The sequence below is a fragment of the Oliverpabstia intestinalis genome (assembly GCF_009696065.1).
Classification (GTDB): Bacteria; Bacillota; Clostridia; order Lachnospirales; family Lachnospiraceae; genus Oliverpabstia; species Oliverpabstia intestinalis.
The window spans coordinates 1-11923 of the sequence record NZ_VUMS01000030.1; the positions used below are offsets into that span (position 1 = coordinate 1).

Below are 11923 nucleotides of genomic sequence, written 5' to 3' on the forward strand. Positions count from 1 at the left end.
GATCTGCTCTGCTAACGGTGGGCTTCCTCCGATGATCAAGCGCCAGAGATACTACGAATCTCTGGGACTGGCTGCATAGGCAGTGATATCTTTGAGATAAATGTGTCAACCAATATTGACAATATCAGGATATGGAAAAATATGGAGATAACGTTTTGAGCATCATGTGCCACGATGATGAAACCGGCAATACTCACTGCCATGCATTTATTCAGCCAATTGATCAGAAAGGGCATCTGAATGCTTCTTTTTTTACAGACGGAAAAGAAAATGGAAGATCCAGATATTCACGATTGCAAGACTCTTATGCAGAAGTTATGTGTTCTTTAGGACTACAACGTGGTATGAAAGGGTCGAAAGCTCGGCATAAGGATATTAAAAAATTTTATACGGAACTTAACCAGGCAATCGAAAATGTTCCGATTCCTCAAAAAGGAGAACTGGCCACAGATTATTATGAACGATTCCAGGAGCAGCTGGAAACTTTATCAGCGGCATATCTGAAAAAGGGACTGGAACGAGAACGTGCCGCCGATGAATGGGTCACTCGGAAAATCAACGACTATAAAAAACAGATACACCTGGAGCATCAGAATCAAAAACAACTCCTGGAACAAAATCTACGCACTCTTTCTTTACAGGTTATAGAGTCCCGAACACATTACCAGGAAGCAGAACATAAAATTCAGGAAACATCGGCGATGTATCAGCAACTTATCGATAACAAAGAACAGGAATTATCCGCTCTTACCAATCAGCTTCAGGAGATCCAGGATCTCATACTGAATTATGAAAACGAATATCGAACAATGAATGTCGCTGATTTCCTGGCACTGTTGAAAGAGGATACTCCAATATATCAATCTCTTGCTGCCATCGATCCGGAGAGTACACAACTGCTTAGTACATTCCAGGACAGGTTTCAAAATCACTTGCAACAGGCAGAGCCGGAACCGGATCAAAGATTTTAAGCTGTCCAATACTCCAGTCTATACATAATCTTTTGAAGGGAAATATACAATGAGAAAGAAAAGAAGATTTTATATTTTTGTGATAATTATTTCTTTTAGCACCATAATTGGTACAGCTACGAAACTCCAGGAACCTGAGCCACAGGAAATATTTGACACGCCTCCAGTAGTCCCGACATCCTTTCCAGATCCGAACCTTAAGGAAGAACAGGATAAAATTGCTACAACACCGGAAAACGAGAGGGACACAGAACAACCGGAAATTTCCAATGATCCGCAATCAGATCTGGAACAGGATTTCGGGAATCCGTCTTCAGATTCCTTTGTAGTTGAGCTGGGATAAAATTTTTTGAACGTCAAAAAACAGGTGCAAAAGAAATCCTTTTTGTACCTGTTTCTCTATTATATTGCTTTTCAATTATCAGAATAGAAAAGTTCAAGATTTTTATATAATAACTTTAATATGTATTTCCTGCTCTTTGTATCTTCTGGCGAAAGCGTTTCCGTCGGATTATATTCTGTCAACCAGATTAAAAATGGAAGATTTTTTCTTATATTCGGTTCTATCTCTGCCTGAATTTGTGCTATAGTTGGCCAGAACCCCTCCGGCTGCATATCTGTTTTTTTAATGTTCTCTACCATCCTGTCGTATTGTTGAAATGTTAATTTTATTTTCATTTCTCCATAACTCCTCTCGTATTTATCATAAAGCTAAACCATATATGATCTTTTAAAGAAAAAAGCCGGAAAAATTTCCAGCTTATTTTCATATGTCGATACATTCAAATATGGATATCTGGCCATCTAATGCATCTTTTTTCCTTTTTGTCTGAACAAATTCCTGTTTTAATATATCTGGCAATTCTTTGATACGGGACATGTATGCAACCTGATACCGGTCATTCAGTTCTTTCATGTATGAATATCCTGTTTTTATAATTTCCCAATATATGTGATATACTGTTGTAATGTTTTCAGCACTCAGCTGACACCATATCTGATCTTTCAATTCTTTATATCTTGTGGATCCGATCAGGCGTCTCATATTTACCTTTGAAAGCAGTAGATCAAGATATTTTTTGTCATGCAGCAGTGCAGCTATTTCATGAATACCGTCGATACCACACTGCAGATCGTATAGTTTTTTATAAAACTCTCTGCATATACGAGAAAATTGGTTACATAATCTATTTTTCTTTTCTGCGTTCTTTTTGTACAAATGTATTTTTTCTGTATATAGAATAATATATACTTCTCCGCATCTGGCATAACAATGAAAGTAGCAAAACTGTTTTTCAAGATTCGATTTGCAGATCATAATTCCGAAATCCCATATAAAATCACAGAGAGTTTTCTGATATTTTGGATAATCTATCCAGATATAAAAAGCATCGTTTTTTATTCTCCATTTATAAAATGTTTTTTTACCGGATCCCGGTAAGAATGTAAAACTCTTTTTTATGCTCTCTCTCATCGGATTATAAACCTGTTTTTCACCAAGCACTGCTATAACATATTTCACATCACCATTTTCCCTGTATATAAGATCCATATGATCCATATCTGCTATCGCATCAGCAATACACAGATCACGCCCGATCCAGCCATTGTACAGCATCCGGCCATGGCAATCCAAAAAACTTCCAATCGATGCAAACGCTTTTTTGTCTACTATGAAAATCTGTGAATTTATCTTAAATATCAGACCAGATTCACAAATCATTTCATAGACTTCCTCATTCACAGTCATTATTTCTTTATCGAATTTCAGAGTATCGTCATACTGTACAAATGGATATAATGGATCAATCGCAAAAAAAGAAACCTCATATGTACCGTTCAGTTTTCTGGCTGAATAATATGATAGCACTTTTAAATTTTTTGTATCAAATACATGCCGTTTTGTATGATCCTGTAACCAATCTACCGTTCGGAATAATGATTGCAGGTTGTCTCCATACACATCATATGGCTTTAATACATTTATTTGTTCATTCATTTTCCTTCCTCCTTTAAGCTCCATATATGAATTACATTTCACATTCAATATGGCAGATTCAGGAAACAGAAAATCGGATTGTACATGTAATACTATTCTTCGACCAGAATCACATCAAATGGATGTTCCTGCACTACTTCCTCCGGGGTGAGGTAATTTTGCAGATATTCCACACTATAGCCAATAATTTCTACGGCGGTATCTTTCCAGTTATAACTTTTTCCACATTGATTACAGATAGAAGTTTGAATCGCATTTCGTGTTTGTATATATCCATCCACATAGATGACACTTCCGGTATGAAGATATTTGATATCGTTTTCAGCCTGCTGTCCAATCGTGTTTATCCATGGATAATCGCTGTGCACTTCCGGAGAATCCTGAATGAAATATTTTCGTTGTATGGCGATCGGATAACGGACCGTATTCTTTTTTTTCTTTCCAACAGCGATCAATTCCGGGTTCCTGAGAACAGTACCAAGCGCAAAACATTTATTTGAAATTTCGACATGTGGCTGAAGCTTCTGCAAAGCGTCTTCTCTTGTCTGGATACCACTTTCCCGTCGACATAGATACAGCGGTGTTATGACAAAAATAATGGCTTTCTCTTTTATATTTTTCTCACCACAATGTTCACAAGAGGAGGCTTTTATAACGTTTTTGGTTGTAATAACTCCTTCTACTTCAATAATATCGTTGGTCTTATACTGTTCAATGGCGGTGACCATTTCCTCATCATCCGTAAAAATCGTTGGTACATTATAATAAAAGGTGTCTTTTTCCGAACGACTTTTATTCAGAACAATCAAGCTGAACATTGCTGCCGTAGAATTCCCCAGTTTTAGAAATTTAGGGGACTTCCGAAGAATTCCCAACAATCGGACATAATTGTGTGTAGCCATATTTTATTACCTTCTTTCTCCATAGAATCTAAAAATTTATAGTTAATATGGGAGAAAATAAAAAAATACCCGATTCATTTTCAGAACCAGGTATTTTAGACTTTATATAACATTTACTGCTCGCTTATAACATTTCTGAAATTTACACTTCTCATCAAACATCTCATATGCTTTTGCCGGTATCGCTAACGCAGCCATCAGAAATTCACTGAGAAAACATATCACTGCGCATCCGAACAATATCAGGATCCCTACACCAACAGGTAATATAATATCAGAGGGAAATACAAATCCATCTCTGATAATGGTATATACATCATAGACCAAAAATATCAAATATAATGTAGCAGATGCAGGTACGATAAGCGTCGAAAGAATCTCGATTATTTTTCCAGCCAGATAAATCGGGAAAAATATCATTCTCATAATCGTGTAGAACAGTAACAGTACAGGGTTATATGTGCGATTTTTTCTTTTCGGTTTCATAAAGCTTCCTCCTTTGTTTTTACTATACACCAATAGTCCCTTGCGAACCGGGTTCGCTTTTTTTATGTACTATTCTACTATAAAAGCTGCTTGCTCGTAATCTTGCATATTTACAGAATTTTATTACCGGTTTGCTTTTCTTTGATTCATAGCATGACCTAAAAACAAAATCACAATTATTATCGTGATCACAAAAACCGGAATATTTTGTATAAAAATTTTCCGAGTTGATTTTTCATAATATGCACGTTGTTTATCCTTCTGGCTAGAATTAATATCAGAATCCTCGGTCAGATGATCTTGTTCCTCTTTTTCTATACTGCTACTTTCTTCCGAAGACATATCACTTTCTCCAGCTCCTTCATTCAAACCATTTGCTATATTTTGCTCCTGAAGCGTTCCTGGTACAAATACAGTATCTTTGTATTCTGTGTGTACCCTACTGGCCTGTGTATCACCAATTCCCAGCTGTATACAGTTTCCTTCCTCTGTAGAAAAGTCAGAAGTAATACTATAGCCACTCTGAATAATATCAGTATTATCACCAACATACGTTATTTTTGTAATACTATAAGTTCCAGAAGCCATTTCCACTTCTTTCCAATCATTCACACATTCAGAAGCATCCAAAAGCATACTTAAGATGATATTTTCAGTATTTGTGTACTCTATGTAAAATGTATCACCAGCTTGTGGAATGAAGCCATCCGAATAAAACGATTTGATTTTGCAGGTAAAGGTCAATTCTGCATCTACATCCGATAGTACATCTGCCTCTGCATAGGTAGGGAGAGGTACACACAGGCTAACCAGCAAAATACAAAAAAAGAGTATCATTTTATTCCTCATAAACGTCTTCCCTATTACTTTCAGGTTCTACTGTATTATCATCCTCTGAAAAGCGTAATCTGCTCAGAGAATCCTGCTGCTGTGTTACATGATCATTTGTCTGCTCCAGTCCGGTCAGATCCAGAATCATCGCATTCGCTGCTGCCCTTTCTGCTTCAACATGCACTTCTTTCTGTTGTTCCTGCTGCCGCCATGCCAGTTCCTGTTCCTGCTCATACTGCTGTTTCATTTCACGTTCAATGCCAGCCCTTACATTGCTTACATCAATACTCTCATTTGTCACAAACTGGCAGTTCTCTTTTTCAAATAAAAGAGACAGCCGCTGCACAGACTTATCCTCTGGATTTTCTCCTCCCACCCACAGGACGGGATTAACCATAACCAATGACAGGCGGCCATATACTTCCAACGGAAATAAAACCATACTGAAAGAATACACTGCGCTTTTAAAATCTTCTTGTGTATTTGTCAGTTTATCATATTTTTTCATCGCAATTTTTGCCAGGGCCAGTCCATGCCGGGACTTTTGTTGGAAATCCATATTCACCTGTAAAAAACGATCCCTGATCAGTATTTCATAAATAGCACCCGGGAGTTCATAATTTCTTATCGCCTCGTTTTGACCCTCCGACTGTTTCCAGATATGAATAGATCCGGCACTTAGCGGATCTCCTTCCTTATCTGTACCATTTGATAAGATTAGAAAATCTTCCAGATTTAATTTTAGTGCTTTTTCCTGGGATTTCAGATTAGGTTTGTCATTCATAAAACCGCTCCTCCTGTTTCTTTTTTCTTGAATATGGGCGATTTTACAAATCATCAAATTTTCTATAGAAAAAGTCATTTTATACGTAAATTATAGGCAATAAAAATACAGGGTATATACTTATAATGTACAACCCTGTATTTTTGAATTATCTTTTTATATGGCGTTCTATAAAATTTTGTATAACTTGATAAATATAAATCAGTTTGGATCTTCATGTATTTATTTCTGAAGAAATTGTTGAATCTTTTATTCTATTATCATCTCCAATAGAAACACTGTGGTCATTATAAATTATCACCTGAATATGATTGACTATTTCTTCTAATTCTTCTTCATTTTTGCTGTCTGTATCTATATCTAATTCATCTAAATTTCCAAACTGTTTTTCCAGATAAAATAAAATATCCAATAAAATACTTTCAATTTTAGAAAAAATGTTTAAAAGCTGAGGTCTGTTTAATTCTACGCTTGCGGATGTGATTATCATATATGGATCGTTATTGCACTTTGCTATATACGGATATATATCTGCAGGCAGAGTTTTCACTAAAGATTTTGTATCACCTTCTCCATTATCAAACACCATGCATTTTAATGCTTCAATTCCTTGAGTTATGTCTGTAATGAGAATAGCCTCTCTTGTTTCATCAGGCATGTTACCTAACGGTAATGGCACATGATTATGTGTCATATGTGAAGCCATTGAGCCTTTGAAGTAAGAACCATATAACCGCCCATCAATTTTTCTGTAGTTCGGAACTTCAGAATCATTCGAATATCCTTCTATTTCACAGTTAATCCATTCAAGAACATCTTCATTATCCAACTCTTGAAGAAGAACTTTTGTTCTTTTTAAAGCTGTTTGTGTATCTATAGCTCCATTTGCAAGGTCTTTTATTATTTTACTTTTTGCCATCAAAACCACCCCTCTATCCAATTAATTATATTATTCCAAAAAGAAAAAAGTACGATTATACCAGCAACCAATGAAATCAAAAAACTACATATTACAGGATGTTTCTCATAGAAGGATTTTTTCCTTTTTGTTATTTTTGATAAATTTCCATTTATTGTTTCTGCAATATTTGAATTTTTAATAGTATTATTATTTCCTATCTTAATTCCCATTGTATATCATCCTTCCGTATTTCTGATACATATACATTATACTTCGTTCGAATCAGTGCATCAATGATAAATTGCCTCAAAGATACAATATTATATTAAAATACAGACATAGAGGAAATATCACATTATATAAATTAATCATATGGGATATAATAGAGATGTCTATTGATTTCGTAACAAAATTCAGGTATAATTTTACTATCAAAAAGGAGGTGCTGATATGCCAACAATCAAATCAAGTGCTGATTTACGGAATAATTACAATGAGATTTCTACGTTTTGTCACACTTATCCGGAACCAGTTTTTATCACGAAGAATGGAAAAGGCGATCTGGCAGTTATGAGCATTGAAGCTTATGAAGAATTGACCAGCCGATTTGAATTATACAGCAAACTTAAAGAAGGAATGGATGATATCGCATCAGGTAACACAAGACCATTTTCTGAAGCCATATCTGATATTCGAAGACGGCGTAACCGATGAGCCACAATTACAAAATTCATATTACTTCAACCGCAGAGCATGATATTATACATGCTGTAGATTACATCGAATTTACCCTTAAAAATCCTGATGCCGCAGATAGGCTGTTAGATATTGCCACAGAACACATTAATTCGTTATCTGACTATCCACAAAAATTTCAGCTTGTGGAAGATCCGATACTTGCAAGTTGGGGCATTCGTTTTGTAATAATCAATAACTATTTAGCCTTTTATACTATTGATGAAAAGAAACAGATCGTAACTATCGTCCGCTTTCTTTATCAAAAAAGTAATTGGAGCTCCATTCTTCGACAGGGATTTTCTCTTAAATAAGAAAAACAAAATACCCCCTAAATAATAAACGTCAAACCAAACACATACGAATGGTTTGACGTTTCTATTTTTCATTCAATTGCAATCCGAATTACGGAAGAATCACGGAGAAAATCCGTAGAACCTGCTGAGAGAGCAGGCTACCTTCCAGAAATTCCATCGCGGACGTGCTTATCCAAATCCGTCGGCTGTTTGTAAAACTATTCTGCATCATATCCTGTGTATAGATATTGGACTTCTGTAAAAATGCCCGAGCTTTTTCTATCATATGTGGCTACACCCATCTTCCTGCTACAACTGTGACTTTCCAACAATCAGTATCCACAGACACTTCCTACATAATGCTCAGTGCCTCTTTCCATGCGATCTAATACCACTTTTTCTGGACAACGCTAGAAAACACAAACAGAAAATGAACATCATGCAAAATGTATCCACCAGGGAACAATCTCAAATTCACCTATACCGGGATAGCCAACCATAGAACACACTTTCACAGCACCTCATCGGTTAGCCGTTCGCTCTGCTTTAATACTCATCTTCTTCTCTACAAAGTGTACGATATGCTTCTGCATCCTCTGGCATATCATTCCTTTCATATATTTCAGCAACATATTCGGCTGTCAGCAGAACATCTTCATATGCTTCCAGTTCATTGTCTATTTCTATAGAAGCCCGATAGTTTTCCAGTGCTTCATTATCCCTATGGAGTTTATCATATACAAGACCCAAATTAAAATAGCCGATACTAATCTGTCCGTGTATTTCTGGAAGGGTCTCTTTTTTAATTGCCAATGCTTCACTAAATATATCTGCCGCATCATTAAGCGCACCCATTTCATAATAAATCAGGGCAAGATTATTCAAGCTGATTGCATAGTCCAAGCTCCTCTTCCCATAGATATTTTTGCGTATATTCAACCCCTCTGTGCATACGTCAATAGCATCTTCGTATTTTCCTATTTCTCGGTATGCAGTTGACAAGTTATCATATACTGTTGCTAGAAATGCCGAATCCTCTGTAGACTTTTTACGGTACTCCCGGATAACTGTTTCAAATAGTAAAATAGCTTCTCTATATCTTTCTTCACTGGCATAGACCTGCGCAATATTATTTTTTGTTGCTAAGATCATCGGGTGATCTGATGGATAAATCTTTTCTCTTATACACAGTGCATATCTATACAAATCTTCTGCTTTTGAATAGTCTCCCTTACTCCGGTATACAAGCCCAAGATTATTATAAATATCCGCTTTAAATAAAAATGGGCCTGCCCAGATATTATCCGCAATTCTTAAAGCCTCATTTAAACAATCCAGTGCCTTATCATATTCTGTAAGTTCGTAATAAATCAATCCAATACTTCCATAGGATTGAACAATGTCAGGATGCTTTCCCTTTAATGTTTTTTGTTTTATTTTTAATGCTTTTTGCAATAGGGAAAGCGCTTCTGAATTCTTAACTTCCTGACTTTTTCTCACTCAATTAGGAAAATATTCCCTTCTTAAATCTTCTATCAGTTCAAATGGAAATGTCTCTGCACAGCCATCCGGGATTTCTTCCAGTGCTGCTATAAAATCTTTTACAAGCAGTTTTGCCTCAGCACTGTGCTTCCTATCCTCCGGCATATGTCGCACAAACCACACTTGATCGTATATCTCTATCTGCGAGATCAGTCTTTCCACTTCAAACATGAAATCAGATTCGTTTTCCTCATTGGCTTCGTCATATCGCATAATGATATCATCCAGCCTACGCAGAATCGCTTTCCGATTTAAATCCAGCGGCACATATACCCTTATATTATCCTCTTGTGGTTCCGGTTCCTTATTGTCGCCCAAGTCCCTTATTATAGAACCATCTACAAGCCATGGTTCATTGATATAAAGCGGACTCTTTTCTTTGGGAATTGGATACGGATCAAGATCGTGATGCTCAATGTACATGATTATTTATCCCCCTTCAAGAATCCCATGATTTCTTCAAATGTTTTACTGCTTTTCTCTACTGCTTCAAGTAACTCCCTCTTCTTCATTTCATCCTTTTTGGCATAAAGGTCTTTCAGTTTCTTTACATCCGCGTCATACTTTGCTTTTGATTTCGAAACCTGTTCTTCCTGCTTGATGATTTCCTCATCTATTGTTATGTTATTCTTTCTTGGTCTTGCCATATCACCGTTCCTCCAAGGTCTGTCTGTCATATTTATTCAGCATCTCGCTCAGCTCATCCGCCTGTTTTTTTACTGCAGCCGCATCCAAATGAAATGCCCTCAGGATATCCTTCTGCGTTGCCGTTACTGCATGATCCATCCGGTATCTTCCGTCAAGTCCGCGTACCATCTCAATCTTTTCCAGTTCCCGGATTGCCGCCGGCACCGTCATGTAATTCGGATGTTTCTCCATCCGGAACACTTCGTCCTTCAGCATCGTATACATCCTGCACCGAACAATCAGCGCCACAAATTCAACAAAAATCTTTGCCGATGCTGCCTCGTCACTTTGTACCCGCAGGCTTTTATTTCCAAGATAGGATTTATCTCCTTTGAAAAGTTTCTCTGAAGCATCCCTGCTCTTGTAAAGCTCCAATGCTTCTTTTGCAGTCATCTTCTCGGATGTGACAATAGCAAAATATCCTCCCAGATCCCGTTCCCGTTCAATCACATCTGCTCGTTCTCTCGCAAACAGGAATGTCCCATCCTCTTCATAGGTTTCAAGATGAAAATACTCTTTGTATCCTTCGCCAATCGTGACCTTCTGACCTTTGAGCGAGTTTAAATATCTCATCATCCGCTCCATTCTTGCATCTATCTGCTCCCGTTCTGCTGCAGCCTTGTGGTCTGAATAAAACAAATGAAAATATCTTTCCCTTGTGTCTGAAGCATACAGCTGCTTTTTGACTGTCATACCATAGGTTTTATACTGTCTGATGTTACATTCGCGACTGTTTTCAAACTTACCTTTGTTTTCAAGGATCAGATCACTGACAAAAGAATTCATCCCCTTTACCATGATCACAAAATCATAACCACACTTATCCATGTATTGGATATTTTCTTTGCTGAAATACCCTCTGTCGAGGATAAACCCCACATGCCTGTACCCATAGCCACTGGCTTTTTCCAGCATGAACTGCAGCTGGGAGATATCTACTATGCTTCCCGGATACTGCTCGTAAAACAGGGGTTCTCTGTTGTATGTATCATAAGCAATGGAGTAATTGAATACCGGAAGATTTTTGTCATCCTTTGCATGTCCAAACTCCACCATCTCTATATTGCCTGCCTGACAATTCTTGTTGGTAGAGTCATATGAAATGTATATCTTCTCTCGATGATCCCGGTTTGAATTCCATTCATTCAGGAAACCAATTCTTTGGTCATCCGTTACAGATGCAAAGAAATCCGACACCTTTGAATCACTATATATATGCATTCCCGCCGTAAAAAGCGGATGGTTGTATGCATAATCCGGATAATACTGGGCTGCATTATTCTCTGCGACAATGGAATAAGCCGCCAAATCCAGAAACAGTCCGCAGTCCTTTATCCCCAGATACTTTTTTAGAATTGCCGGAAGCTCATACTCTTCCAGAATCTTACGGATAACCAGAAATGCACCTATACGAATACAACTGCTCCGGTTTACTCCCGCTTTCAGTTCTGGCAGTTCCACATCCCCGAAATACTTTAAATAATTCTCGTTCGGGATCATCATCGTCTGATCCGTAAGTGACTGCTTTCCAATTGTCTTATGATTCGGAATGTTGTATTTTTTCTCAGGGTGATAGGTTCGGCCTGCCACATATCTCACGTAGGTCGTACCGCCCTTTGTAAACCTTCCAATCTTGCCCGGAACCTCCGGTATTTTTACCTCAAAATCCAGATACACGATATACCCCTTTCAGAGTTTTATTTGAGCGCTACTTCTCACTCATTATTATATCGTTTTCCCATGATTTTTTCAAGTGTTTTCCCATAAAAACCCAGTGTTTCTGCGGTTT

At 37.2% G+C, this 11923-nt stretch carries 16 protein-coding genes; 4 read left to right on the forward strand and 12 right to left on the reverse strand.

The window, feature by feature from the left end; translation table 11 throughout:
* Nucleotides 1-155: 155 nt before the first annotated feature.
* Nucleotides 156-971, forward strand: coding sequence for a plasmid recombination protein (locus FYJ57_RS12595; RefSeq protein ID WP_154432916.1), 816 nt, complete (start codon nt 156-158; stop codon nt 969-971).
* Between the two features lie 49 nt (nt 972-1020).
* Nucleotides 1021-1314, forward strand: a complete 294-nt coding sequence (locus tag FYJ57_RS12600; RefSeq protein WP_154432917.1) for a hypothetical protein — start codon at nt 1021-1023, stop codon at nt 1312-1314.
* Nucleotides 1315-1385: 71 nt separating this feature from the next.
* Here the strand turns inward: FYJ57_RS12600 and FYJ57_RS12605 are convergent, their stop codons facing one another.
* The 8 genes from FYJ57_RS12605 to FYJ57_RS12640 form a co-directional block, all read right to left on the reverse strand.
* Nucleotides 1386-1649, reverse strand: coding sequence for a hypothetical protein (locus FYJ57_RS12605; RefSeq protein ID WP_154432918.1), 264 nt, complete (start codon nt 1647-1649; stop codon nt 1386-1388).
* 88 nt (nt 1650-1737) lie between these two features.
* Nucleotides 1738-2994, reverse strand: coding sequence for a hypothetical protein (locus FYJ57_RS12610; protein ID WP_205839988.1), 1257 nt, complete (start codon nt 2992-2994; stop codon nt 1738-1740).
* Between the two features lie 68 nt (nt 2995-3062).
* Nucleotides 3063-3872: a single-stranded DNA-binding protein gene (locus FYJ57_RS12615; protein ID WP_154432920.1), complete on the reverse strand. Its 810-nt coding sequence runs from the start codon at nt 3870-3872 to the stop codon at nt 3063-3065.
* A 102-nt stretch (nt 3873-3974) separates the two neighbouring features.
* A complete protein-coding gene (locus tag FYJ57_RS12620; protein ID WP_154432921.1) occupies nt 3975-4358 on the reverse strand; it encodes a hypothetical protein in 384 nt (127 codons plus the stop codon).
* A gap of 123 nt (nt 4359-4481) precedes the next feature.
* Entirely contained in the window at nt 4482-5207 is a 726-nt protein-coding gene (locus tag FYJ57_RS12625; protein ID WP_154432922.1) for a hypothetical protein, read from the reverse strand.
* On the reverse strand, nt 5197-5973 hold the full coding sequence (locus FYJ57_RS12630) for a hypothetical protein (RefSeq protein WP_154432923.1): 777 nt from the start codon (nt 5971-5973) through the stop codon (nt 5197-5199). Before FYJ57_RS12630 ends, FYJ57_RS12625 begins: the two co-directional genes overlap by 11 nt.
* Before the next feature lie 214 nt (nt 5974-6187).
* The gene (locus FYJ57_RS12635; RefSeq protein ID WP_154432924.1) at nt 6188-6892 is read right to left on the reverse strand and encodes an AbiTii domain-containing protein; all 705 of its coding nucleotides are present in this window, start codon (nt 6890-6892) and stop codon (nt 6188-6190) included.
* Nucleotides 6892-7104: a hypothetical protein gene (locus FYJ57_RS12640; RefSeq protein ID WP_154432925.1), complete on the reverse strand. Its 213-nt coding sequence runs from the start codon at nt 7102-7104 to the stop codon at nt 6892-6894. The genes FYJ57_RS12635 and FYJ57_RS12640 overlap by 1 nt, the downstream gene beginning before the upstream one ends.
* Before the next feature lie 220 nt (nt 7105-7324).
* Between FYJ57_RS12640 and FYJ57_RS12645 the strand changes: the two genes are divergently transcribed.
* Nucleotides 7325-7588: a type II toxin-antitoxin system prevent-host-death family antitoxin gene (locus FYJ57_RS12645; protein WP_154432926.1), complete on the forward strand. Its 264-nt coding sequence runs from the start codon at nt 7325-7327 to the stop codon at nt 7586-7588.
* Nucleotides 7585-7923, forward strand: coding sequence for a type II toxin-antitoxin system RelE/ParE family toxin (locus FYJ57_RS12650; protein ID WP_154432927.1), 339 nt, complete (start codon nt 7585-7587; stop codon nt 7921-7923). The genes FYJ57_RS12645 and FYJ57_RS12650 overlap by 4 nt, the downstream gene beginning before the upstream one ends.
* A 528-nt stretch (nt 7924-8451) precedes the next feature.
* On the opposite strand, the gene FYJ57_RS12655 is transcribed toward FYJ57_RS12650, so the two are convergent.
* Genes FYJ57_RS12655 through FYJ57_RS12670 form a run of 4 tightly spaced genes read right to left on the reverse strand, consistent with a single transcriptional unit; the run spans nt 8452 to nt 11811 of the window.
* Complete coding sequence (locus tag FYJ57_RS12655; protein WP_154432928.1) at nt 8452-9405, reverse strand: tetratricopeptide repeat protein; 954 nt, start codon at nt 9403-9405, stop codon at nt 8452-8454.
* Entirely contained in the window at nt 9406-9870 is a 465-nt protein-coding gene (locus tag FYJ57_RS12660) for a hypothetical protein (RefSeq protein ID WP_154432929.1), read from the reverse strand.
* Nucleotides 9871-9872: 2 nt separating this feature from the next.
* A complete protein-coding gene (locus FYJ57_RS12665) occupies nt 9873-10094 on the reverse strand; it encodes an ErpK protein (protein WP_154432930.1) in 222 nt (73 codons plus the stop codon).
* A 1-nt stretch (nt 10095) separates the two neighbouring features.
* Nucleotides 10096-11811: an IS1634 family transposase gene (locus tag FYJ57_RS12670; protein WP_328597489.1), complete on the reverse strand. Its 1716-nt coding sequence runs from the start codon at nt 11809-11811 to the stop codon at nt 10096-10098.
* Between the last annotated feature and the right edge of the window lie 112 nt (nt 11812-11923).